The sequence below is a fragment of the Acidiphilium sp. genome (assembly GCF_049977125.1).
In the GTDB taxonomy this organism is placed as follows: domain Bacteria; phylum Pseudomonadota; class Alphaproteobacteria; order Acetobacterales; family Acetobacteraceae; genus Acidiphilium.
This window is the reverse complement of record NZ_JBMFGY010000011.1, coordinates 29,678-54,206: the sequence shown is the minus strand read 5'-3', so window position 1 is coordinate 54,206 and position 24,529 is coordinate 29,678. Positions and strand designations below refer to the sequence as shown.

23 protein-coding genes are annotated in these 24,529 nt (G+C 62.5%); 6 read left to right on the top strand and 17 right to left on the bottom strand.

Going from position 1 to position 24,529, the window contains the following annotated elements:
* The 4 genes from ACP5E6_RS03660 to ACP5E6_RS03645 form a co-directional block, all read right to left on the bottom strand.
* Positions 1-2,111: DNA gyrase subunit B (locus tag ACP5E6_RS03660; RefSeq protein ID WP_427951825.1), on the bottom strand; the 2,111-nt coding region annotated here is incomplete at its 3' end.
* Positions 2,112-2,201: 90 nt separating this feature from the next.
* Positions 2,202-3,578, bottom strand: coding sequence for an efflux transporter outer membrane subunit (locus tag ACP5E6_RS03655; RefSeq protein WP_427951818.1), 1,377 nt, complete (start codon positions 3,576-3,578; stop codon positions 2,202-2,204).
* Between the two features lie 230 nt (positions 3,579-3,808).
* Positions 3,809-6,820, bottom strand: coding sequence for an efflux RND transporter permease subunit (locus tag ACP5E6_RS03650; RefSeq protein WP_427951815.1), 3,012 nt, complete (start codon positions 6,818-6,820; stop codon positions 3,809-3,811).
* Positions 6,817-7,971, bottom strand: coding sequence for an efflux RND transporter periplasmic adaptor subunit (locus ACP5E6_RS03645; protein ID WP_427951813.1), 1,155 nt, complete (start codon positions 7,969-7,971; stop codon positions 6,817-6,819). The genes ACP5E6_RS03650 and ACP5E6_RS03645 overlap by 4 nt, the downstream gene beginning before the upstream one ends.
* Before the next feature lie 187 nt (positions 7,972-8,158).
* Here ACP5E6_RS03645 and ACP5E6_RS03640 point away from each other — a divergent pair, with 187 nt between their 5' ends.
* The 3 genes from ACP5E6_RS03640 to ACP5E6_RS03630 all read left to right on the top strand — a co-directional run bounded on the left by ACP5E6_RS03640 (position 8,159) and on the right by ACP5E6_RS03630 (position 10,837).
* The gene (locus ACP5E6_RS03640) at positions 8,159-9,127 is read left to right on the top strand and encodes a cation diffusion facilitator family transporter (protein ID WP_427951810.1); all 969 of its coding nucleotides are present in this window, start codon (positions 8,159-8,161) and stop codon (positions 9,125-9,127) included.
* Positions 9,128-9,206: 79 nt separating this feature from the next.
* Positions 9,207-10,160, top strand: a complete 954-nt coding sequence (locus ACP5E6_RS03635; RefSeq protein WP_427951808.1) for a tetratricopeptide repeat protein — start codon at positions 9,207-9,209, stop codon at positions 10,158-10,160.
* Positions 10,161-10,174: 14 nt separating this feature from the next.
* Positions 10,175-10,837 carry an LON peptidase substrate-binding domain-containing protein gene (locus tag ACP5E6_RS03630; RefSeq protein ID WP_427951823.1) on the top strand — a complete coding sequence of 221 codons (663 nt, stop codon included), beginning with the start codon at positions 10,175-10,177 and terminating at the stop codon, positions 10,835-10,837.
* Here ACP5E6_RS03630 and ACP5E6_RS03625 read toward each other — a convergent pair.
* The 6 genes from ACP5E6_RS03625 to ACP5E6_RS03600 all read right to left on the bottom strand — a co-directional run bounded on the left by ACP5E6_RS03625 (position 10,828) and on the right by ACP5E6_RS03600 (position 14,233).
* On the bottom strand, positions 10,828-11,898 hold the full coding sequence (locus ACP5E6_RS03625) for an EscU/YscU/HrcU family type III secretion system export apparatus switch protein (RefSeq protein WP_427951806.1): 1,071 nt from the start codon (positions 11,896-11,898) through the stop codon (positions 10,828-10,830). The genes ACP5E6_RS03630 and ACP5E6_RS03625 overlap by 10 nt on opposite strands.
* 95 nt (positions 11,899-11,993) lie before the next feature.
* The gene (locus tag ACP5E6_RS03620; protein WP_427951803.1) at positions 11,994-12,770 is read right to left on the bottom strand and encodes a flagellar biosynthetic protein FliR; all 777 of its coding nucleotides are present in this window, start codon (positions 12,768-12,770) and stop codon (positions 11,994-11,996) included.
* A gap of 4 nt (positions 12,771-12,774) precedes the next feature.
* Complete coding sequence (locus ACP5E6_RS03615; protein ID WP_427951800.1) at positions 12,775-13,041, bottom strand: flagellar biosynthetic protein FliQ; 267 nt, start codon at positions 13,039-13,041, stop codon at positions 12,775-12,777.
* A gap of 87 nt (positions 13,042-13,128) precedes the next feature.
* On the bottom strand, positions 13,129-13,431 hold the full coding sequence (locus ACP5E6_RS03610; protein ID WP_427951797.1) for a flagellar hook-basal body complex protein FliE: 303 nt from the start codon (positions 13,429-13,431) through the stop codon (positions 13,129-13,131).
* On the bottom strand, positions 13,431-13,835 hold the full coding sequence (gene flgC, locus ACP5E6_RS03605) for a flagellar basal body rod protein FlgC (RefSeq protein WP_427951794.1): 405 nt from the start codon (positions 13,833-13,835) through the stop codon (positions 13,431-13,433). The genes ACP5E6_RS03610 and flgC overlap by 1 nt, the downstream gene beginning before the upstream one ends.
* A gap of 17 nt (positions 13,836-13,852) precedes the next feature.
* The gene (locus ACP5E6_RS03600) at positions 13,853-14,233 is read right to left on the bottom strand and encodes a flagellar basal body rod protein FlgB (RefSeq protein WP_427951791.1); all 381 of its coding nucleotides are present in this window, start codon (positions 14,231-14,233) and stop codon (positions 13,853-13,855) included.
* A gap of 217 nt (positions 14,234-14,450) precedes the next feature.
* On the opposite strand from ACP5E6_RS03600, the gene ACP5E6_RS03595 reads away from it, so the two are divergent.
* Positions 14,451-14,744: a hypothetical protein gene (locus tag ACP5E6_RS03595; protein WP_427951788.1), complete on the top strand. Its 294-nt coding sequence runs from the start codon at positions 14,451-14,453 to the stop codon at positions 14,742-14,744.
* Positions 14,745-14,767: 23 nt separating this feature from the next.
* The gene (gene fliP / locus ACP5E6_RS03590) at positions 14,768-15,505 is read left to right on the top strand and encodes a flagellar type III secretion system pore protein FliP (RefSeq protein ID WP_427951786.1); all 738 of its coding nucleotides are present in this window, start codon (positions 14,768-14,770) and stop codon (positions 15,503-15,505) included.
* A 144-nt stretch (positions 15,506-15,649) separates the two neighbouring features.
* Here the strand turns inward: fliP and ftsY are convergent, their stop codons facing one another.
* From ftsY to nth, 4 genes are read right to left on the bottom strand one after another with little or no spacing between them, the layout of a single operon-like run.
* Positions 15,650-16,573 carry a signal recognition particle-docking protein FtsY gene (gene ftsY, locus ACP5E6_RS03585; protein WP_427951782.1) on the bottom strand — a complete coding sequence of 308 codons (924 nt, stop codon included), beginning with the start codon at positions 16,571-16,573 and terminating at the stop codon, positions 15,650-15,652.
* Positions 16,573-17,808: a tRNA (N(6)-L-threonylcarbamoyladenosine(37)-C(2))-methylthiotransferase MtaB gene (gene mtaB, locus ACP5E6_RS03580; protein ID WP_427951779.1), complete on the bottom strand. Its 1,236-nt coding sequence runs from the start codon at positions 17,806-17,808 to the stop codon at positions 16,573-16,575. Before mtaB ends, ftsY begins: the two co-directional genes overlap by 1 nt.
* Positions 17,805-18,638, bottom strand: coding sequence for a diaminopimelate epimerase (dapF, locus tag ACP5E6_RS03575; RefSeq protein WP_427951776.1), 834 nt, complete (start codon positions 18,636-18,638; stop codon positions 17,805-17,807). The genes mtaB and dapF overlap by 4 nt, the downstream gene beginning before the upstream one ends.
* A gap of 47 nt (positions 18,639-18,685) precedes the next feature.
* Positions 18,686-19,336 carry an endonuclease III gene (gene nth, locus ACP5E6_RS03570; RefSeq protein WP_427951764.1) on the bottom strand — a complete coding sequence of 217 codons (651 nt, stop codon included), beginning with the start codon at positions 19,334-19,336 and terminating at the stop codon, positions 18,686-18,688.
* Between the two features lie 141 nt (positions 19,337-19,477).
* Between nth and ACP5E6_RS03565 the strand changes: the two genes are divergently transcribed.
* Positions 19,478-19,987 (top strand): DUF2244 domain-containing protein, encoded by a 510-nt coding sequence (locus ACP5E6_RS03565; RefSeq protein WP_427951761.1) that lies wholly within the window; start codon positions 19,478-19,480, stop codon positions 19,985-19,987.
* Between the two features lie 111 nt (positions 19,988-20,098).
* Here the strand turns inward: ACP5E6_RS03565 and hypE are convergent, their stop codons facing one another.
* The 3 genes from hypE to hypD are packed head-to-tail and all read right to left on the bottom strand — an operon-like array spanning position 20,099 to position 24,526.
* Positions 20,099-21,130, bottom strand: coding sequence for a hydrogenase expression/formation protein HypE (hypE, locus tag ACP5E6_RS03560; protein WP_427951758.1), 1,032 nt, complete (start codon positions 21,128-21,130; stop codon positions 20,099-20,101).
* Entirely contained in the window at positions 21,123-23,468 is a 2,346-nt protein-coding gene (hypF, locus tag ACP5E6_RS03555; RefSeq protein WP_427951755.1) for a carbamoyltransferase HypF, read from the bottom strand. The genes hypE and hypF overlap by 8 nt, the downstream gene beginning before the upstream one ends.
* Complete coding sequence (gene hypD / locus ACP5E6_RS03550; RefSeq protein WP_427951752.1) at positions 23,429-24,526, bottom strand: hydrogenase formation protein HypD; 1,098 nt, start codon at positions 24,524-24,526, stop codon at positions 23,429-23,431. Before hypD ends, hypF begins: the two co-directional genes overlap by 40 nt.
* Positions 24,527-24,529: the final 3 nt, after the last annotated feature.

Sequence of the window (24,529 nt, the reverse complement as noted above, 5' to 3'; positions counted from 1 at the left end):
GTCGTGAACATCGCGGCGAGGCGCTCGGCGCGTTCGGCCAGCCAGCGCGCCTCGGTCGAGCGGAGGGCGGCGAGATCGAGGGTGAAGCGTTCGGCCACGCCGCGCACGGTGCGGCCGATGATGATGCCCCCCGCATCGACCGCGACGACCCAGCCGCGCTCGTTGGGCGGCGAGATCGCATCGAGCCTGGCGGCAAGGATGGGCGCGCGGTCGGTCATCTGGCCAGGCTCGGCGCCGAGCACGCCGACAATGGCCGCCTGTTCGATATAGGCGACCGGCATGTCGCGCGCGAGATCGGTGATGCGGCGGGAGGCTTCGCGCAGGAAAGGTAGCTCGGCCGCGAGATCGACCCCTTCGATCCGCGCCTCATTTAGCGCGCGCTCGAACAGATAGGCTTCCATCGCGTCGTCGTCCTTGAGGTAGCGTTCCTCATTGCCGCGCTTGGCGCGGTAGAGCGGCGGCTGGGCGATGTAGAGATGGCCGCGTTCGATCAGTTCGCGCATCTGGCGGAAAAAGAAGGTGAGCAACAGCGTGCGGATATGCGAGCCATCGACATCCGCATCCGTCATGATGACGATGCGGTGGTAGCGGAGTTTGGAAACGTCGAAGCCGCCCTGTTCGGGTTCGGTCGGGCCGATGCCGGTGCCGAGGGCCGTGATCAGCGTGCCGATTTCTGCCGAGCCGAGCATGCGGTCGAACCGCGCCCGCTCCACATTCAGGATCTTGCCCTTCAACGGCAGAATCGCCTGGGTCTTGCGGTCGCGCCCCTGTTTGGCCGAACCACCTGCCGAATCCCCTTCGACGATGAAAATCTCCGATTTCGCGGGGTCGCGTTCCTGGCAGTCGGCAAGCTTGCCCGGCAGGGTGGAAATATCCAGCACGCCCTTGCGGCGGGTGAGTTCGCGCGCCCGGCGGGCGGCTTCGCGGGCGGAGGCCGCGTCCATCACTTTCTGGACGATCAGGCGGCCTTCCTTCGGGTGGGTTTCGAACCAATGCTCCACCGCATCGGCCACCGCGGCCTGAACCAGCGGCTGAACCTCGGACGAGACCAGCTTGTCCTTGGTCTGCGAGGAAAATTTCGGATCGGGCACCTTGACCGAGAGCACGGCGGTCAGGCCTTCGCGCATATCCTCGCCATTGAGCGAGAGATTGTCCTTCTTGCTGACGGATTCGGCGATTTTCGAAACCACCCGGGTCAGCGCCGAGCGAAACCCCGCCAGATGCGTGCCGCCGTCGCGCTGGACGATGTTGTTGGTGAAGCACAGCATGGTCTCGTGATAGGTCTCGTTCCATGCCAGGGCGAATTCGACGCGGATGCCGCCGACCGCATCGACTTTATAATCGGTGATCGGGGGGGCAAAAATCGGGGTTTTGGCGCGATCGAGCCAGTTCACGAATTCAATCAGCCCACCGCGATAAAGGAAATTGGCCTCCTGCACCGGGGTGTGGCGTTCATCGCGCAGGTTGATCGCCAGGCCGGAGTTGAGGAAGGCGAGTTCGCGCAGACGGCGCTCGAAAATAGCGTAGTCGAATTCGACATGGGTAAAGGTGCCCGACGAGGGTTTGAAGCTGACCTCGGTGCCGGTCGGGTGATCGGACGGACCAACGATCTTCAGCGGCGCAACCGCGTTTCCGTGCTCGAAACGGATGAAATGTTCCAGCCCGTCGCGCCAGATTTTCACTTCCATCCATTCCGATAGCGCGTTTACAACGGCGGCACCGACACCGTGCAGACCGCCGGAGACTTTGTAGGAATTCTGGTTGAACTTGCCGCCAGCGTGCAGGCGCGTGAGCACGACCTCGGCGGCGGAAATACCTTCCTCATGGTGAATCCCCGTGGGGATGCCGCGGCCATTGTCGGTCACGGTCATCGAACCGTCGCCGTTGAGCACGACATCGACCTTGTCGCAGAATCCTGCCTGTGCCTCATCGACCGCGTTGTCGATGATTTCGGTACCCATGTGATGCAGGCCAGAACCGTCATCCGTGTCGCCGATATACATGCCCGGTCGCTTGCGCACGGCATCGAGGCCGCGCAACACACTAATCGAATCAGCGTCGTAAACGTCATCGGTGCCGGCTTCGGGGGGCAGTTCGGAAGGGGTGGGCATAGGGGTCGCGTCGGCGGAATCGGTCATGCCGGAATTGTGCTCCAAGGTCGGGGTAATTCGCGACTTTATAGCAGAAACGCGCCGAAATGCCTAATGAGCCGCCGGCTTATCCCCCGCCAGCGCCGCACGCAGCGCCGCTTCGTCGAGCAATTGCTGCGTCCGCGCCTGAACCGCTGCAAGCTGGGATTGCCGCCAGGTGATTTCGGCGGTCAACACCGTGTTGTAATCGGCCGCACCCAGCTTGAACTGCTGATCCGCTAGCGTATAGGCCTGATCCGCCGTCGCCGCCGCTGCATCGCTCTCCTGCACCGACGCCCGATCCGCCGCGACTTTGCGCAACCCGTCCGCAACCTGTTGAAACGCGCTCAACACCGTCCCCCGATACGTCGCCAACGCATTCGAAAGCATCGCCTGTGCCGCTCGCTCATGCGCGCGCAGCACCCCGCCATCGAACACCGGAGCGAGTAGCGAACCCGCCAGGGTCCACAAAGAGGCGCCGGGATTGAACAGGGTGTTGAACGTCTCGGCGCTGTAACCGCCTTCCGCCGACAGGGACAGACTGGGATAGAACGCCGCAACCGCCTGCCCGACCGCAGCATGATCGGCCGCCACCAGCGCTCGCGCTGCCACGATATCCGGCCGACCCGCGACCAGCGCCGAAGGAACCGCCGGCGGCAGATCTGGCGGCACGGTGAACGCGGCGAGGCGATAATGGTCCCCGGTGAAATCTGACGGAGCCACACCACTGTCCACCGCCATCGCATGACGCTCAGCCGCCGCCTCCGCCAGCAAGGCAGGCAGAGCGGACATCGTCGCCTGATATTGCGCCCGTTGTTGCAACACCGTCAGACGTTCGATCGCCCCTGCCCCATACTCGCCGGTCAGCAGATCGAGCAGCCGCTTCTCGCTCGCGGCAATCGCCCGGTCGGTGCTGATCTGCGCGTTCAACCCCGCCTCGGTGATCGCGGCCACCACGAGATCATCGGCAACGGTCAGCCGCGCCGCCTCGACCTCGGCGCGCTGATAGGCCACCAGCGCCGCCCCGTTCCTGAACGCATACGCCCGCGCGCCGAACAGCCCCGGATTATAGTTGAGCGTGCCACTCACCTGATAAATCGTGAACGGTGGAAATCCGAAGGGAATCGCGGAATATTTCTGCCGCGTCGCAGATGGATTGAACCCGATCTGCGGCAAAAACGCCCCGGTCGCCGCCGCCCGATTCGCCTGCGCCACCACCACGAGCGCCGCCGCCGCCGCCACATTCGGCGACCGCGCCTCCCCCGCCGCCACCAGCCGATCCAACGACCGATCGCCAAACCCGCGCCACCATGCCCCCACCAGCACCGACCCCGCCGTCGCCTGCCCACGGACATACCCACCCGGCACCGGCCCCACCACCACCGGCTTGATCGGCACGGTACAGCCGGCGAGGATAAGGGCGGTGAGCAGGATGGGGCTTCGCCCCACGCCCCACCAAGGGGCTCTGCCCCTTGGATCCCGGTTAAAGGCGGAGCCTTTAAAATCCACTAGTTTCAGGCAGGAGGAGGGCTGTCGAGGCATAAGCCGCTCCGCATGCGAGGCCGCGCCCTCCTCCTGCCTGAAACTGACGGGTTCTAAGGGCTCCGCCCTTAGTGGGGGTGCAGGGGGCAAAGCCCCCTGCTGGGGTCCGGGGCAACGCCCCGTCTCGCGCACCTTCCTCATCCCCGCCGTCCGTGCACGAGGCAATACATGGCGGGGACGGCGAACAGCGACAGGAGGAAGCCGGAGGCCATGCCGGTGGCGAGGATGGCGCCGATATCGTAGCGGATGACCGCCTGGGGTCCATTGGCGAGCATGAGCGGGACGGCGCCGCCGATCAGCGCGAGGGTGATCATCAGGATCGGGCGGAAGCGCAGACGGGCGGCGTCGCTGGCCGCTTCGGCGATCGGGCGGCCTTCGCGGGCGCGTTCATGAGCGACCTGAACGAACAGGATGCCTTGCCGGGCGATCAGGCCCCAGACCGCTAGGAGGGCGATTTCGGTGACGATATTGAGCGTCGCACCGCCCAGAGCGATGAGCGTGAGCGGCCCGAGGCTGGCGAGCGGCACGGTGGTGATCACCACGAACGGGTCGCGCAGGCTGCGGAACTGGCCGGCGAGCAGGAAGAACAGCCCGGCGAAACCCATCAGGAAGAGCAGGTTGTTTTCATGTTGCGAGCGGCGGAAGGTGGCCGAGGGGCCGGCGTAACCGAATGAAAGACCGAGGGTATGCTGGGCGGTGAAGCCCTTGTTCAGGGTTTCGAGCGCATCCGACAGCGAAACGCCGAGTTTCGGCTGGCCCTGGATGGTCACGGTCGGCAGCCCCTGCCAGGAGCCGATGGCGTTGGGTTCCTGGCGCAGCGCGATGCGGGTGACATCGGCGAGCGGAACGAGGCCGCCTTTGGTCGTCTGCACCGTGTAGGTGCCGATGCCGGCGGGGGTGGTGTTGCGCGGGCCGGTGGGGATGACATCGAGCGTGGTATGGCCGAGGCTGACATGGCCGATCGTGCCGCCCGAGAGGGAATCGGCCAGCGCATCGCCGATCGCGCTGGTCGGCACATCGAGCGCCGCTGCGAGGTTACGGCGAATCGAGACGGCGTATTGTGGCTGGCTCGCGCCGGGCGATTCCTGAAGGAAGTCGAACTGGCCGCTGGCATAACCCGCGTCGATCACTTTCTGGGCGACCGCGAGGAGTTTGCCATAGCTGGCCTGGCCGGAGATCAGCACGTCAATCGGCAGGCCGTTGAGACCGGGCAGGCCGTTGTTTTCATTGACATAGGCTTGCACGCCGGGGAGTTTGCCGAGGGCGGCGCCGAGGATTTTGGTGGCGTGGAGCGCATCATCCGGCGTGTCGAACGTATAGCCGCCGAACAGGCCATGGGCGTTTTCATCGGCAACCATCCAGTCCGGCATCCCGGGTTCGAGACGGTCGAGCACCGCCTGGATCTGGTGGTATTGCGCCTTGAGGTAGGTGATCGAGGCACCATAGGGGCCCTGGGCAAAAATGTTGACCGAGAGACCATCCGCGGCGGGCGTGAGATTGCGCGGTGCCTGGGTATAGAGAAAGCCGCTGACGCCGGCGAGGAGGACAGCGATGGCGACAACCACGACCGGATGACGCAGGCTGGGGCCGAGGAGGTGAGCGTAAAGGGTGCGCAGCCGGTCGATCGGACCGGTTCCAGCCTCGCGTGTGGAGTATCGGCCTGCCCAAAGCGCGATCAATGGGACCACGGTCAGTGCGATCAGCAGCGAGAGCAGAAAGGCGGTGATCAGCACGGTCGCGAAGGGGCGGAACAGGGCGGCGGTAAGGCCTTGCAAGAACACCAGCGGCAGGAAGGCGACGACGAGGGTGGAGGAAATGGCCGCAAGGACCGGGGCCAGTCTCGTGACGCTGGCGGAAGCGGCATCAAGCGGGGTTTCACCCTCGTTGATCCGGCGGAAAATATCCTCGACCACAACAATCGCATCATCGACCACAAGTCCAACCGCGAGGACGAGGGCGATGATGGTAAACAGGTTGAGGCTCTGCCCGAGCGCGTGCATCACGATCGCGGTACCGAGCAGGGAGAGCACGATCGCCATGAACGGAGCAGCGGCGGCGCGGGTGGTGCCGAGTGAAAGTCGCACGATGACCACAACGAGGGCGATGGTGATCAGCAGGGTGACGCCGAGATCGCGCAAGCTGCGCAGAATACTGATCGACTCGTCATAAATCAGTGGGAGCTTCAGCCCGGGTGGCGCCGTTTTCCGGATGGTCGTGAGCATGTGGCGGAAATCACGCGAGACCGCGATGATATTGCCGCCGGGCGCGACACCCGCCGCAAGATAAACCGCGCGCCGACCCTGCCACCAGTTTTCGAACGTGTTGGAGGGCGGACCGAGCGCGACGTCGGCGACCGCGGACAGCGGGATAGTGACGCCCGAACGCGTAACGACCGGAATGCGCTGGAAGTCGTTGATGGCACCGAGGCCGGGACGGGCTTCAACCGGGATCACCCCGGCGTCGTTGCGCAGCGATCCTGCGGCGGAGAGGTTGGCGGCGTTGGTCAGTGCATTGGTGATGTCCGCCGGGGTGACGTCGAGGGCGGCCATCCGCGCCGGATCCAGCGCGACCCGAATAGCCGGATCGGGCGCGAAGATCGTGACGGGGCCGATGTTTGGCACGGTTTCGAGTCGGGGGATCACGTCGGTCTTCAGGTAGCGGGTCACCGCGGTTTCCGAAATACCCGGCGCGAACAGGGCCGCGACATTGAGCTCTTGATTAGCACTTTGCCGTCCGACCAGGGCGACATCCGGCAGTCGGGCAGCGCTTGGCAGATCGTTGCGGGCGGCGTTCACCGCCGAGAGCACCTCGGCATAGACCGTATTGGGATCGATACCACCGCCGAGATAGGCGCGGATGGTTGATTTGCCCTCACGCGAGGTGCCGGTCACGTAGGACACGCCGTTGACCGCGGCCACGCTGGCTTCGGTCGGGATGGTGACGAAGCGGTTGACCACCGAGGCCGAGGCGCCGGGGTAGCGCGTGACGATTTTGATCCGGTTGGCCGGAATCGGCGGACTCGGACGGATCGGCAGGGTAAGCAGTGAGATGGTCCCGAATAATATGAGGGCGGCCACACCCAGCCCGACCAGGATCGGGTGATTGAGGAGTCGCGCCCACGGGCTGGTCCAGCCAGGTTCGGGCGTCATGATTTCGCGCCGGGTTCACCATCGCCCGCCTGGATGGGCGGCGTCACGCCCTCCGGGATGATGATTTCACCATCGTGCAGTTTGAAGCCGCCGATCGCCACCACGCTGTCGAGTGGGTGGAGTCCGTGCGCGGCGATGATTGTGTGAGCACCAATCGTCGACAGGATTTTCACATACACCGCCTGAACCATCGAGTCCCGGCCGTGGTGGTGAACCGCATAGATGAAACTGCCGAGCGGGCCGTAGTCGATCGCCGTGGCGGGGAGTTGCAGGGCGGCGACCGGTGTTCCGGTCGCGATCGTCACGGTGCCGAACGCACCGGGCAGAAGGGCGCCACTGGCGTTGGCGACCCTGCCTTCAACCATACGCGCCCTCGTGGTGGCGTTGAGTGCCGGGCTGAGCGCGAGAATACGGCCCTGGTGGTCGGATTGATCCTGATCGGGCAGGGTGAATTGAAACGCGTCGCCGAAACCGACGCCAGCAAGCTCGGTTTCCGGCACCGCGAACAATACGCGCAGCGGGCTGGTCTGGGTGATCGTGGTGACCGCGGCTCCCGCGCCGATGTAATCGCCGGTCGAGACGCGCCGGATGCCCAGAATGCCGGCGAAGGGGGCGCGAATGACACGACGGTTCTCCCGTGCGGTATCGAGCGCGAGCTGCGCCGCGGCCTCGGCATCGGTGGCCCGGTCGGACTCGAACTGCGCTTCGGAGATGCCGGCAATCAAGCGCAGCTTGCGGTCACGCGTCAGGGTGCGGTCAGCCTGATCAAGTTTCGCACGGTCGAGCATCACCTGGGCCTGCTCGACCCCATCGTCGAGACGCAGCAGAATCTGCCCTTTTGCAACGGTTTCCCCTGAGCGGAACAGCACCGCCTGAACGACCCCGGCGCGTTGCGCCGCGATAGTGGCCGATTGCACGGCGGCGATCTGGCCGGAGACCTCGATCGTGGACCGAAACGCTGTCGCATGCGGTATCGCGACCGGCACGTGAGGTGGTGGTTCGTTGCCAAAGGCATGCGCGCACGGCATGGACATCGCCATCACAGAGACGATCAAGGCGCAGACGCAGGCTTTGTCCGGTGTGCGACCGGGCATGAAACTCTCCTTGGTGAAGCCGAACGGGTCCTGTAGCGCTGGGCGATCCCAGAGCATTGTTGTTTCGCCCACTTCGGGGGGGGTGGTAAAGCGTTAAACCACCGCGACATTGTATTACTCGCATCCCGCGGATTGCGCTTCGACCGGAAATCTAGCGGCGGCACCGGGTAACTATGTTGCGTGACGAGAGCTGTCGATTTCATGCCCGATCTGCGCTAGCTTGAATTTGGAACGGGGACCCACGATGCCACACGATCATTCGGACCATGGCGACGACCATGACGGGCATGACCATGGACACCAAGGCCATAGTCACGCGCCGGCGGATTTCGGTCGCGCCTTCGCGATCGGCGCCAGTTTGAATGCCGGATTCGTGATCGCTGAGGTGATCGCGGGGATCGCCTCGCATTCGATGGCGCTGGTTGCCGATGCCGGGCATAATCTGGGCGATGTGCTCGGGCTGTTGATGGCATGGATCGCCGCCACTTTGGCCCGCCGTGCGCCGACACCGCGTTATTCCTATGGGCTGGGACGCGGCACGATCCTGGCGGCGCTGATCAATGCGACGATTCTGCTTGTGTCGGTCGGCGCGATCGCGGTTGAGGCGGTGCGTCGGCTGGTGGCGCCTCAACCGGTTGATACAATCGTCGTGATGATCGTCGCGGGTGTCGGCATTGCGGTCAACGGCGTTTCCGCCTGGCTGTTTGCGTCCGGCCGCAAGGGGGATCTGAACATTCGCGCCGCATTTCAGCATATGCTCTACGATGCTTTGGTATCGCTCGGCGTGGTGCTGGCCGGTGCGGTTATTCTGCTGACGGGCTGGGAACGGCTCGACCCGATCGCCAGCCTCGCGATTGCCGGCATGATCCTGTTCGGCACCTGGGGGTTACTGCGCGATTCGACCGGCATGGTGATGGACGCCGTGCCGCGCGGTATTGCTCCGGAGCGGGTGCGGGCATTCGTGCTGGATTTTCCCGAGGTCGCCTCGGTGCATGATCTGCACATCTGGCCGATCAGCACGACCGAGACGGCCCTGAGCGTGCATGTGGTCACGCCGGGCGGCCATCCGGGCGACGAATTCATCGATCGGCTGGTGGAGGCGATGCATCGAAAATTCGATATCGACCACGCGACGGTGCAGATCGAGCTGAACGAATCCGGCTGCGCGCATGCGTGCGAACTTGGGCTGGGGCCGCACGCGGCGGCGCACTGAGAGCGAAACCGGGCATGCTCTGGCTTGCACGACGCTGTCTGGCTATCATGTAACGGTAACTATGAACGGATCATCGACCATGGATCACATCCCTGAACTGAAATCCGACCAGCGGGAGCTTGGCCTGCCGAGCCGCGCCTCTGCGCCCGTAATTATCGACGGCACCCAGGCCAGTTTCATGACCGACGTGGTCGAGGCCTCGCGCGAACGGCCGGTGCTGGTCGATTTTTGGGCAACCTGGTGCGGACCGTGCAAAACATTGACGCCAACGCTCGAAAAAATCGTGCGCTCGATGGGCGGGCGCGTGGCGTTGGTCAAAATCGATATCGACAAGAACCGCGCACTGGTGCAGCAACTGGCGAGCCTGGGTTTGCCCTTGCAGTCCGTGCCGACGGTTGCGGCATTCTGGCAAGGGCAGATCGCCGACCTGTTTCAGGGGGCTCTGCCCGAGAGCGATGTTCGCCGGTTTGTCGATTCAGTGCTCAAACTCGCCGGCTCCGCAGCGCCTGGGGCCGACACCATCGCCGACGCGCGTAAGGCCGCTGACGCTGGGGATCACCAGCACGCCGTTGAGTTGTTCGGCGCCGCCCTGAACGAAGACCCCGAGCGTCCGGAACCGTGGGTTGGGCTGGCGCGCAGCCTGATCGCCCTGGGCGAAGACGATCAAGCCGCGGCGGTATTGGCGGAAGTACCCGCCAAACTAACCGATCACGCCGATATTGCGGCGGCGCGCACCGCGCTCCTCATCGCACAGGAAGGCCGCGCCGCGGCAGGTGAAAAAACCACGCTCGAAGCGAAGCTAGCGGCCAACCCCAACGATCACGAAGCCCGTTACGCTTTGGCGAATGCGCTGAATGCGGCAGGTGATCGAGAAGGAGCGGCCGATGCGTTGCTTGACATCATGCGCCGACAGCGGGGTTGGAACGACGATGCGGCGCGTCTGCAATTGTTGAAGTTTTTCGATGCCTGGGGAATAGACGCAATCGAGACCATGGCGGCACGGCGAAAACTTTCAACGTTGCTCTTCAGTTGACCAAGGCGCTGGGCATGACATCTGGGATCGGGCGGATCGAGGGCATTCCGGAGATATTCCCGATCTTTCCGCTTACCGGGGCGCTCCTGCTGCCAGGCGGGCGATTACCTTTGAATATCTTCGAGCCGCGATACCTTGCTATGGTTGACGAGGCATTGGGCGCCGGTCGAATGCTGGGGATGATTCAGCCGGATCACAATGCGCCGGCTGGTTCAAATGGTCCGGCACTGTATCGGCATGGGTGCCTAGGCCGGATCACCGCATTCAGTGAAACCGATGATGGACGGTATCTGATCACGCTCCACGGATTGGTCAGGTTCAGTATCGTCGAGGAGGCTGAAATGCGCCGCGGTTACCGGCGTGTCCAGGGCGACATCACCAAGTTCCGTCATGATTTCCTGGGCAATGTTGAGACCTTCGGGTCAGAGTCCGCAACGGGGGTTAACCGGCATCAACTGCTCGATTCGTTGCATCGATACTTCGTGGCAACCGGTGTCGATGCTAATTGGGAAGCGATTGAAGGTATTTCGGATTCGGCCCTGATTGTTACCCTTTGTATGGCAATCCCGTTCACGCCAGCTGAAAAACAGGCCTTGTTGGAGGCCAAAACCGAGCCAGAGCGCGCGGCCGCACTTCTGACCCTTCTGGAAATCAATAGTCACGACGGTCACGATTGATTTCCGACGGCACGTCGTTCGGCGAGTTTCCAAATATACGCGATTACTTCCGCAACGGCGCGGTAATGCTCCGGCGTGATTTCCGCATCTTCATCGATCATGAAAAGCGCCCGGGCGAGCGGCGGGTTAGGCACGATCGGCACGCGGAGTTCAAACGCCATTTCCCTGATCTTTGCCGCCAGATGATCAGCGCCTTTGGCGACAACCCGGGGAGCCTGGGTTTGTCCCACATGATATTCCAGGGCCACTGCATAATGGGTCGGGTTGGTAACCACGACAGTCGCACGCGCCATCGCCGCGCGCAGATTGCGTTTGGCCTGCAGCGCGCGCAGGGCCTTGAGCTTCGCCTTGACGATGGGGTTACCATCCGTTTCCTTTTGTTCGTCCTTGATCTCCTCATGCGACATCTGGTTGCGGGTCGCAAATTGCCGGCGAGACCAAACGAAATCGGCGGCGGCAATCACCGCTTGCGTCGCCGCGCCGGCGATGAGAACCGATACGAACGATGATTCGATCGTCGCCGGAAGTAAAGAAACTGGACGCACGATCTGTTGGAATAGTGAATGGATATGCTGATCAATAATGACGTAAATCGCTGAACCAATAAAGATAATTTTTAAAATTGATTGTAAGGATGTTATCGTATGCCTCAAAGAAAAAAGATTAGAAATTCCACCTAGGGGACTTAACCTCTCGAAATGGAGCCCAATTGCCTTCTTTTTAAACTGAAATCCTGTTTGTAATAGCGTTAATACTATTGCAGCAACACTGACAAGTAGGCCGATCGGGATAACAATGTCGCCTGCTGCGACCAGCACGGGTGAAATGGCTCGGAAAACCGTGCTTGGCTGATCCGCCTGACCGGCGTGAGCGATCAGGCCAGCAAGGGCGATCGTCAATCGTGTAACCATGGCGGGCATCAGAGCCACAAAAATCAAAACGGCGGCGGCCGAACTACCGAATGTCGTCACCTCCCGGGAGACAACGCTGTCGCCCTCTGACTGAGCTTTTGTTAATTTGGCCGGCGTTGCGGCCTCGGTTCGACTCTCCTTTTCGGCCAAAATATACTCCCACTCTATTTGCTATGACAACAACTGATTGCCGTCTATATTTTTATGTTGCCAACACATGATTTAGTGAAATTATGATATTATTTTTAATACTCAATGTAATGTCTGAGCATGTGACTTGAAGCAATATGCCAGATTGATAGGATAGGACCAAGAAAAAGCGCCAAGAGAATCAGGCCGATCAGAATTTGTAGCGGTGCCGCAACAAAAAAGATCTGGAGTTGGGGTGAGGCACGGGCGATCAATCCAAGGCCAGCCTGCCAAATCAAACCGATAACAAGAAATGGCGCTGCAATTTGCGTTGAAATCAAAAACTCAAATGAAACAGCCTTGATAATAACTTTTATTATAAGACCCAAATCACTCGTATTCGAAAATTGACTTGTGATATTGACTGGAATTTGATGAAAAGAGTTCACTAGCGCCAAAATGGGAAATATAATCAGGGCTGAACTAAAAAATAAAACTGGGACCATAAGATTAAATACACTTGAGACTAGTGTACTATTCGATCCCAGCTCAGTGCTTGGCAACAAGACGCTGGATAGGCCGATTTGGTAGGAGATCGCCTGACCTGCCATTGGCAATGTGGTCAGTATCGTCGTCGTCAACCATCCAATCGTGAGACCAATAACGATCTGCTCGAGTATCAGCAAGATCACGTAAGCCGGTTCCGTTGGCATTGGTGGAAGATCTGTCCCCACCAAAGGAGCAACGATGCACGTCAATGCCAGCGACAGGCCAATTCGAACCATCGGAGGTACACTGGCTTCGCTGAAACCAGGCAGAAGCATCACAGCGCTGCTTATGCGCACGAAGACAATAAGAAATCCAAATACGAAACCTGCCAATGCAGAGTCCAAGATACTATCCTACGTGGATCATAGCCGAAAATATACTTCTGGAAAACTCAGTCAGCAATGTAACTGAATAACCGCCCAGCATAAATAGAACACCCGTGATCGCGACGACTTTTGGCAGAAATACGAGACTTGGCTCATTTATTTGCGTAACAGCCTGCAAAATCGAAATGACTAGCCCGGTGGCGAGTGATGCCAGCAGTGGCGGCGCCGCAAGCCGTGCGGTGATATACAGGGCTTGATGAAGAACAATAGCGATGGACGGATCAGCCATGACATTGAGACCATGCGATGCCGGATGCCAGGGCCGACGTATCAGATTTTCCCTTTACCGCGATCTTGGGTGAACGGGAATATGAACTCATATCGGCATGCTCATAATCGATTGATACGCTTGGATGAGTCGATCGCGGATGGCAACGGTTGTTTGAAGAGCCAACTGAGCCTGGGCCACTGAAGTTACGACCTGAGTAAGATCGCCGCCGCCCATCAGGCCGTTTTGCGCGACCGTCTCGGTCGAAGCGCCTTGTTTGACGGCACTTGTAACAATGTTAGCGAAATACTTGGAAAAGTCCTCGCCCTCTCCAGACGCCGAGTCTGCCGTTCGTTGATAGGCGGCGGCACCGGACGTCGCTTTCAGGATAGATGCTATACTGCCCGACATCAGATGAGATCCAACGTACGGGTCAGCATACCACGCGTCGCATTCATCACCGATAAATTGGCATCGTATGAACGTTCGGCCTGCTGCATGTCCATTAATTCGACGAAACTGTTCACATTCGGTAGTTTGACATAACCTTGGGCATTCGCTGCCGGGTTTGATGGGTCGTATTTCGTTGGAAACGGTGTCTCATCCTGCCCGATATTAGCCACCTGCACGAGGTCGGTGTTCAGACTGTGGTTATATTCATCCCGAAACGTGATGGTTTGCCGACGATATGGATTGCTGCCTGGGGTTGAACCGGTTGAGTTTTCATTGGCTAGATTTTCCGCGATGACGCGCAGCCGAGCGCTTTGCGCCGAGATTCCGGACGCGGATATTGCGAGTGATGTGCCGAATTCCATTTTGGTATTCCTATATTTTACGGATTTGGACCGAGTGCAGTTGTGAACATCCCGATATATGTTTTGTAAATATTCACAGCATATTGCTGATTGATCTGTGTGCGGGCAACTGCGGCGAGTTCCTGATTGAGCGAGACCGCGTTGCCGTCGGGCGCACGCTGGGTCACGGTTGCGTCGTCTCCAGCAACGGCGCTGTCATTCGCGGGCTGCATATCGCTCGCGTTCGTTACCGTCAGCGGCCCTCCCGCTGCATGGTCGAGCGTACGTGCGAAAGGAACGGCAACCTGGGGTGTATAGCCAGGCGTATCAAGATTGGCGATGTTACGTGCCAAGATGCTTTGTGTTTGATCAAGATAGTAGATGCGCTTTGCAGCGACGCTGAGCAGATCAGATGTCATGGGGTCCTCGCGATCATGAACGGATCATACCGAGTAGAAGTTAACAATCTGCTAAAAAAACGGTCGACAATCCGAGTTATATTTTTAGGTCGTGCCGCGGAGTTTTCGTAATAGAAAATTAACTATTTAGAGACATTATCCCATCGATGCGACAAGAAGCACAGTACCGAGCGCGATAACAATGTCAGTGCGTCATCGATAAAACGATTTGAAGAGATTGGTAAACCTCATGATGCAGCCAACAGTTCTTAACGCGGTGATCGCATTGATTATGACGATCGGCGTAATCGTCGGACTGTCATACGCGGCGCGACGATTTGGCGTGCCTCAGATGGTGCGCCAGCGTAGCCAAGGAGGACGGAGCGCCAGCGCACGAAACATGGTTCAGATCGACCGCATCCGGCGACTTTCAGTGGTCGAACTCGGTGGTTACCGATTTGCGGTTCTGACGGGCGGCCGATCCGACCAGATCCTGCGATTGCCCGCAGCTGAACCAGAGGACATGATCTGATGTCGGGACACCGATTTTGTCGCATGCGCGTGACCCTGGGCGTAATTTCGGGAACTCTCGCAGCCATGGGGGTTGCGCACGCGCAGTCTATTTCGCTCAATCTTGGACATGGCGGCGCACCGGAAACAGCCAAACTCATTCAGCTGGTGCTGTTCATTGGATTGATGGCTTTGGCTCCCAGTTTGCTCGTGATGTTGACCGCCTTCACACGGATCATCATTGTACTTAGTATACTACGGACGGCACTTGGCATGCAGACGATGCCGCCTAATACGGTGCTCATCGGGTTGGCTCTGTTCTTGACGTATTTCGTGATGCAGCCTGTATTCGATCAGGCTTGGCACGTTGGCTTATTACCGATGACGCAGGGGACGGTCGATACAATGACCGGCATTCGTCAAGCCGCCGTTCCGTTTCATGCATTTCTGGCGCAGAATGCAAGAGCGCCGGATATTCGAATGTTCTCCGCGATCGCGCATGTCGCCATCCCAGCGCATCGCGATTCCCTCTCGTGGCGCGTGCTGATCCCCAGTTTCGTCGTCGGAGAATTGCGTCGCGGCTTCGAGATGGGGTTCATGATCTACCTGCCGTTCATGGTGATCGATCTCGTCGTGTCGGCGATTTTGATGAGTCTGGGGATGATGATGCTGCCGCCGACCGCGGTTTCGCTGCCGTTCAAGCTGATCTTCTTCGTGATCATAAACGGGTGGCAACTCATCTGTGGCAGTTTGGTCCGCAGCTTCCCAACCACCCATTTCTGACGACCGTTTCACGACGTCAGATCCGACTACAGCAGACCGGAGACCAGCAAATGAGCGGCCGGCTTTCGATCCGAAGGCTGGATCAGTGAATTCGGCCAATCAGGCCCACGCGTCGGGCATCGGCCTCTTTGAGCAAGATCAGGCTCAGACTTCCGCGCCGGTGAGAGCGCGAGCAAAATCCTTCGCGTCGAAAGGTCGAAGATCTGCGGCGGTCTCACCGACGCCGATGGCATGGATCGGCAGGCCTGTGGAATCGGCGAGCGCCACCACCACTCCAGCGCGGGCGGATCCGTCGAGTTTGGTGACGATCAATCCGGTGAGATCGACCATATCCCTGAACGTCTGGACCTGGGTGAGCGCGTTCTGGCCGGTGGTGGCGTCGAGCGTCAACAGGACGGCGTGGGGTGCGGTGGGGTCGCGTTTCTTGATCACGCGGATGATCTTGCGCAACTCTTCCATCAAGGCCGCTTTGTTATGCAGGCGACCGGCGGTATCGATCAGCAGAATTTTGGCCTCCTCGCGCTCAGCGCGCACCATGGCATCAAACACAAGGCCGGCCGGATCGGCATTTTGCGGGCCAGTGACAATGGGGACATGGGCGCGTTCGGCCCAGATCTGCAGTTGCTCGACGGCGGCGGCGCGGAATGTATCGCCAGCGACGAGCATGGGTTTCTGCCCGGCGTCGGCATAAAATTGGGCAAGCTTGCCGATCGTTGTGGTCTTTCCGGTGCCGTTGACCCCGACCATCAGGATGACGAAAGGATGTCTGGTCTCGTCGATCACAAGAGGCAGAGCGACCGGGACGAGGATTTTGGCGATTTCATCGGCCAGGGCGGCACGAATTTCGCCAGGCGAAACGTCCTGCCCAAAACGCGCGCGACGGAAGCTGCGGATCACCCGCGCCGCAACAACAGGACCCAGATCAGCCGCGATCAGCAGTTCCTCGAGTTCCTCCAGCGCGAAATCATCGAGCTTGCGCTTGGTGAACGTGTCCGCGATCCCGGTGGTGAGCTTGGTCGTGCTGCGGGTCAGTCCGGCCTTGAGACGGGAGAAAAAACCAAGCGCCATCAGGCGATTTCCAGTGTGACCGAGGTCGCGTCCGCCGCCGTGATCCGCCCGGTTACCAAGCTGCCCGGTTCGAAATCGCGCATGAAACGCACCGGTGCGAAAGTCTCGGAATGCCCAGCGGTGGCGCTTTCAGCCAGCGCGGTCACCGTGCCGCCGATCATCGAGCGATAACGCGCCGCCGCCCGGCGCAACCCGGCTGCGCGCAGCGTGGCGGCCCGCGCCCGACGCTCCGCCATCGGTAAGGCTTGGATGCGTGCCGCCGGCGTGCCGTTGCGTGCGCTGTAGGGAAACACGTGCAGGTAATCGAGCCCCGCCTCATCGATCAAACGCAGGCTATCATTGAACATCGCAGCATCCTCGGTGGGAAACCCGGCGATCAGATCGGCACCGAACGCGATCTCCGGCCGCAGCGCCCGCGCCCGATCGGTCACCTCGATCACATGATGGCGCAGATGCCGCCGCTTCATCCGTTTGAGGATCATGTCCGACCCCGCCTGCACCGACAGATGCAGATGCGGCATCAACCGCGGTTCATGCGCGATCGCATGCCACAGATCGGTATCGATCGCCGCCGGATCAATCGATGACAGCCGCAACCGCGGCAATTCGGGCACCGCGGCCAGCAGGCGGCGCACCAACTGACCCAGTTTCGGCGCGCCCGGCAGATCGGCGCCATAAGACGTCAGATCCACCCCGGTCAGCACCACCTCCCGATAGCCGTTGGCGACCAATGTACGAACCTGCTGCGCGATCGCCCCCATCGGAATCGAGCGGGATGGCCCGCGCCCATAGGGAATGATGCAGAAGGTGCAGCGATGATCGCACCCCTGCTGCACTTCGATGAAGGCGCGCGCCCGCGTGCCGAACCCATCGATCAGATGCGCCGCGGTTTGGCGCACTTGCATGATATCAGCCACCAGAACCGCATCGTCCACCGCCCAGGCCGCCGGCGTCAGCTTCTCGACATTGCCGATCACCCGCGAAACACCGTCGATCCCGCTCCACGCCAACGGGTCGATCTGCGCCGCGCATCCGGTCACGACGATGCGGGCATCAGGGTTGTCCCGATGCGCCCGCCGCACCGCCTGACGCGCCTGGCGTTCCGCCTCGGCCGTCACCGCGCAGGTATTGACAATGATGGTATCGCTCAGCCCCGCCGCCTCGGCATGGCCGCGCATCACCTCGGATTCGAAGGCATTGAGCCGGCAGCCGAAGGTGAGAATGTTCACGCTCATGCCGGCAGCCATTCGGGTGCCAGCGTGCCGGCGTAGACCAACGCGACCGGGCCTTCCATCAGCACGTGGTCGTCCTCCCGCCAGGTGATGGTCAGCGTCCCGCCATCCATCTCGACCGCGGCGCGCCGACCGGTGAGGCCACGGCGATGCGCATTGACCAGCGCCGCACACGCCCCTGACCCACATGCCAGCGTCAGCCCCGCCCCGCGCTCCCACACCCGCAGCCGGATCCGGTCCGGCGCATCGATCCGTGCAAACCCGATATTGGCGCGCTCGGGAAAAATCCGCGCCTGTTCCAGCCGGGGCCCAAGGCTATCGAGCGCCAAATGCTTGAAATCATCGATGAAAAACGTCGCATGTGGATTGCCCATCGAGCAACCGGCCGGGTTTTCGACCGGGCCGAGCGCAAGGCGCAAGTTCAGCGTATCCATCGGCTCCAGCAGCGGAATCTCCTGCCAGCCGAACGCGGGTGCGCCCATGTCGATCTCGACCAGATTGGGCCCTTTGATCACAGCAGCCAGATGACCCGCCGCGGTCTGGATCGTCAGCGTCCGCGCCCCGGTCTCAGCGGCAAGCAACGCCGCAACGCAGCGCGTCGCGTTCCCGCACGCTCCCGCTTCCGTGCCATCGGCATTAAGGATCCGCATCGACGCATCAGCGGTCGGCGATGGTTCGATCAGAATGATCTGATCACACCCGACCCCCCGCCGCCGGTCCGCGATCAGCATCGCCTGCGCGCGGCTCAGCGCGATCGTGTCGGCGCGCGCATCGAGCACGACGAAATCGTTGCCGGCACCGTGCATCTTGATGAAGGGGAGCTCTGGTTGCATCGCGGCTGGTATATGGCGTCGGGCCGCCGGGCGGAAGGGTGGAAACCCTATATGTGCTCTGCTTCTGACAGAGTCTTCGGGCGATAGACGCACCATTGCGCGCCCGGACAGCGCCAGCACTCGGGTTTACGGGCTTTGCAAACGTAGCGGCCATGCAGGATCAGCCAGTGGTGGGCGGGGCGGAGCATGGCTTTCGGGATGCGGGCGACGAGGCCATCTTCCACCTGGCGCACATTGGCGCCCGGAGCGAGGCCGGTGCGATTGCCAAGGCGAAAAATGTGCGTGTCGACGGCCATGGTGGCGTGGCCGAACACCTCGTTGAGAACGACATTGGCGGTCTTGCGGCCGACGCCAGGCAGCGCTTCGAGTGCGTCACGGTCATCCGGAACCACCCCGGCGTGGCGTTCGAGCAACAGATGGGACAGGGCCGCGACGTTCTTCGCCTTGGCCTGCCAGAGACCGATCGAACGGATATGGCGCGCGATGCCGGCAGCGCCGAGCGCGGCCATCGCGGCGGCGTCGGGCGCTTCGGCGAACAGGCCTGGCGTGGCTTTGTTGACCGCGACATCCGTCGTCTGCGCGGAAAGAACGACGGCGACGAGAAGCGTGAATGGTGTGGAATAGACCAGTTCGGTCTGCGGGGTTGGGTTATCCTGGCTGATCGCGATGAGAAACGGGGCGATATCGGCCCGTTTCATCCGCCGGGGTTTGCTCTGTTTCGTTTCGGTTCGAGGCGCGATGGGCATCGGTGATACCTGTCCGGTGCGGGATATTTTGGCAAGACCGCGTTTGTCTCTTGCAGTGGGGGCAAGACGTGTGAAAAAGGGGATATGTCCGATATGAGCGCACCCGCAATCATGCCCCCGCCGATTTTCGAGGCGGTGTTGACGCCGCACCGGAGCATGGGAAGGCGCGGCATGTTCGTGGTGTTCAGCATCATGGCCGCCGGGTCATTGCTGGTGACCAGCCTGATGTATTTCCTGGGTGCGCTCCCCGTGATCGGATTCAACGGCGTCGATCTGATCCTGGCGATCGTGCTGTATGCGATGAATATGCGCGGCGCGCGAGCCTCCGAGGTGATTCTGCTGACCGACGAACACTTGACGATCACGCGGACCACGCCGCGCGGGCAGCGAAGCGTGGTGACCATGACACCGGGATGGTTGCGCGTGCAATTGGATGAAAACGCCGGGAGCAACCCGATCCTGTCGGTGGTCAATCGCGAAGCGCGACACATCGTCGGCACTTCGCTCGGCGAGGCGGAACGGCGGGATCTGGCCGAGGCGCTACGCTCGGCGTTCGCGCGTCTGCGCTCGCCACGCTTCGATAATCCACAGACGCGCGACTGATCCCCGCCCTTTTTTGGGCCTCGCCGGCCAACTTCACCGCCGGAGCCGTCTCCACGCCATCGCGCCTCCACCGACACGGCGCATGACCATCCGCATCCGCCGGGTCCAGCGTCAACAAATCCGTGGCAGGGGGTCGGCCTCGAGTTCCGGGAGACTGCGTGTGCCGCCGATCCGGGTGTGCAGCATGACCCGGGGTGCGCCCGCTTCATCCGGACCCGCGATATGGCCGACGATCGCGGCAGCCGCACCTTGCGGCAGGGCGCGCCAGGCGGCAAGCGCCACGGCCGCCTGATCGGGCGCGACGACCGCAACGACACGCCCTTCGCTCGCGAGATAGAGCGGATCATAACCGAGCATGGCGCAGACGGATGACGTCGCCGGGCTGATCGGGATCGCGTCCTCGTCGAGATCGATCACCCTGTGGGTACCGCGCGCGATTTCATGTGCGACGGTCGCGAGGCCACCGCGCGTCGGATCGCGCATGAAGCGCAGGCCTGGCAGCGCAAGCAGCGCCTGGGTCAGCGGCAGGACCGAGGCGACGTCCGATTTGAGGTCGCCGCGCAGACCGAACGCCTCGCGCGCCAACATCACCGCGATACCGTGGTCACCAACCGGGCCGCTCACCAGAATCACGTCATCCGCGCGAATTCCCGCCATGCCAAGGGTACAACCCGGTGCGCGCACGCCGATGCCGGTGAGCGCCAAATATAGCCCGCCGCCCTGGCCACGCGGAACCACCTTGGTATCGCCCGCCACAATCGCGACCCCCGCCTCCCGCGCCGCGGCGCCGAGGCTGGCGACGATGGTGTCGAGCACTGCCATCGGCAGACCTTCCTCGATGAACATCGACAGCGTGGCAAACAGCGGTCGCGCGCCAGATACCGCAAGGTCGTTCACCGTGCCGTGAATCGCCAGCGCGCCGATATCTCCGCCTGGAAATTGCAAGGGCTGCACGGTGAAACCATCGGTCGTCACCACGATGTCGCCCCCCGGCAAGCCGATGGCAGCGGCATCGGCCTCGGTATCGAGGGCGGGATTGCCGAGCAGCGGACGAAACCGGTCGGTGATCAACGCACGCATCAACCGTCCGCCATTACCGTGGGCAAGGCTGACATGCATAACATCCGGGTCGAGGTCATCCATCGCATCGGTATCCGTATTCGACGATCTGGCCGAAGCTCAGACCGGCGTCGTTGCAGGGAATCTCGCGGCCGAGATCGGCGTCGAATCCGTCGGCGCGCAGCAGCGTCAGCAGCCGTTCGGCAAGGCGGCGGTTCTGGAACACCCCACCCGCCAGCCCGATCGCGGTGATACCATCGGAGCGGCGCACCCGGCGCGCGATCGCGCGGGCGGTCAGCGCCAGGATCTCATGAAACCTCGCGGCGCGATCCGCGGTGGTGCGCGACGCATCGAGCAGCACCGCCAGCACCGGGCGCCAATCCACGCTCAGCAGGTCACCTTGCGCATCGATCGGCAGCGCCTCGACCCCGAGCGGGCCGGCTGGCGCCCGATCCGCCAGAGCTTCCAGCAGCGCCGGCCCCTGACCCTCGTAGCTCGCATGGGTCCCCAGGCCGAGCAGCGCCGAAGCGGCATCGAACAGCCGTCCGACCGCCGAGCTTTCATGGCAGTTCAACCCCACCGTCCAGGCATGAAGCGACAGGGCGGCATCCGCCGGCAGCGTCAGCGGCAGCGCCCGATCACCGCCCCAGCACAGCGCGGCGGCGCTGCGCCAGGGTTCGCGCCCCACCCGTTCACCGCCCTGCAGCCGGAACCGCTCGAACCGTGCGACCGCCCGCCACGCGCCGGGCCTGCCCAGAAGGGCCTCGCCGCCCCACAGCGCGCCATCCGGCCCCAGCCCAACCCCGTCCCAGGTGAACACCAACCTGTCGCGGCCCGGACTGTCGTAATCGGACCTGTCGTAATCGGGCGCAACCACCTCACCGACCAGGGCGGCGGCATGCGCCGCGTGGTGCCAAATCGGCACGATCTCCAGCCCCTGCTCGCGTGCCCAGATCGTGCTGGCATAGGCAGGATGGGCGTCGGTCAGAACCCGAACTGCCCGCACACCATACAGCACCTGCAAATCCCGCGCGGTGCGGGCGAGCAGCGCGAGGGCGCCCGGATCGTCGAGATCACCGATATGGGGCGAGATCACCACCCGATCCTCAAATCCCAAGGCGATGGTCGATTTCAAATGGCCCCCGACCGCGAGTACCGGCACATCCAACCGAAACCCAAGGCGGCGTTCGATCGGGGCGCGGCCCCGTCCCGCGCGCAGCGTCCGCGGGAGGCGATCGATCACGCGAATCACGCTGTCATCGATCGCGTGGGCAATCGGCCGGTCATGGTGCAGGAAACCATCGGCGACACCGGCAAGGCAGCGTTCCGCCTCGGCGGGTTCGCTCACCATCGGCGCGCCGGAGCGGTTGGCCGAGGTGGCGACCAGCGGTCCCCCGAACGCCGTGATCAGCAAATGATGCAGCGGGCTGTCCGCCAGCATCACGCCCAACGTGTTCAGCCCGGGGGCGAGGGAAGCGGCCAGCGGCGCGGCGGCGCGGCGCGCCAGGAGCACGATCGGTCGATCGGGGGCGCGCAGCAGATCGCCGGTTGCCGGATCGAAATCGACGCAGGCGGCAAGCTGGTCGGGGTCATCGGCGAACAGCACGGCAAACGGTCGTTCGGGCCGGTGCTTGCGACGGCGCAACGCGGTCACACTCGCATCGGACGCGGCATCACAGAACAAATGATACCCCCCGACTCCCTTGACCGCGATGATGTCGCCCCGGCGCAGGGCGGCGATGGTCGCGCCCAGCGCCGCCTCGCCCGTAACCTCCGGTGCATCGGGGGCGGCGAACCAGCAACGCGGCCCGCATACCGGGCAAGCGACCGGCTCGGCGTGGAATCGTCGATCCGCCGGGTCGGCATACTCCGCCGCGCAGGCCGGGCAGAGCGGGAATGCGGCCATCGCGGTGTGCGCCCGATCATACGGCAGGCAGCGGATCAGGCTATAGCGCGGCCCACACTGGGTGCAATTGATGAACGGGTAGTGAAATCGTCGATCGCCCGGCGCCTCCAGCTCCGCCAGGCATTCCAGGCAGGGCGCGAGATCGGGCGGCAGGAAATGCCGGGACGCACCGGCCGCCCGGCTGGCACGAATAACGAAATCAGTCGAACCCTCGCCCTGGCTGCCAATTTCCGCCTCGGCGTCGCGGCAGGCAAGCAGCACCGGCCGTGCGGTCGCCGGTGCCCGTGCCAGCAGGTCGGCCGCGAATCCATCGAGTGCCGCCCGATCGCCCGAGGCGAGAATCTCCACCGTGCCGGCGCCGTTGCGCACCCAGCCGGTCAGCCCGCGGTCACGCGCCAAACGATAAACGAACGGCCGGAATCCGACGCCCTGCACCCGCCCGCCGAGGTCGATCCGCCGCGTCGCCATCCGCGTTGTCACCCCGGCCGCACCCCGGCCTGCCACCAGATGTGACACGCCCCTTCATCAGAGACCATGCACGGCCCGATCGGATGTGATGGCGTGCATGCCCTGCCATACAACCGGCAATGGTCCGGCGCGATCCGGCCGAGCACGACCGCGGCGCAATCACAGCCCGGCGGCATGTCACCCGCGTGCGGGCGGAACGTGCTCCGGATGACATGGCGCAGCCGGGCGTCATAGCGCTGCCACGGGCCACGCAACCCGAAACCGGAGTCAGGAATGATCCCGATGCCCCGCCACATCGCGGGAATGATGTCGAACACCTCGCGCAGCAGGCGTTTCGCCTCCTCGTTGCCATTCGCGGTGACCAGTTCGGGATAGCAATTATCAAGAAATGGCTCCCCCTCGATGCCCTGACGCAGCACCGAATACAGGGCCGCCAGCAGACTTTCGGCGGTGAATCCAGCCACCGCCACCGGCAGGCAGTAGCGTCCGGCGACGAAGCCCCATTCGTTCGCACCCATCACGGTCGCGACATGGCCGGGCGCGATCAGCGCATCGAGCGCACTGCGGCCGTCGCGCAGCAACATCTCGACCGCCGGCCACGTCAGCCGCGCGGCGAGCAGCACCGTCAGATTATCCGGCACCCCCTCGGCGAGCATCGCGGCAACCGGGGCCGATGTGGTTTCGAATCCAGCCACGAAAAAAACCACCTCGCGCCCGGGCTCGGTCCGCGCGATCGCCACGGCCTCCTGGGGTGAGGCGATCGGGCGCACATCAGCACCCGCCTCACGGGCCGCCGCGAGCGACCTGATCTGCCCTTTCGGCGCATTGATCGGCACCCGCAGCATATCGCCGAACGCAACGAGGGTTACCCGATTTGTCGTGGCGAGTTCGATCGCATCCGCCAGATCCTCCTCCGGACAGACGCAGACAGGGCAACCCGGTCCGGGAATGATCCGCACCGCTTCGGGCAGAACCGCGCGCAGGCCGAGCATCGCCAGGCTGCGCTCATGCCCGCCACACACGTTCATCACCGCGACCTCCCGCTCGAGCGGCAACTGCCGGATGCGCGCGAGCCAGTTCCGGGCGCCCTCGAGCGTTTCGCTCATCGC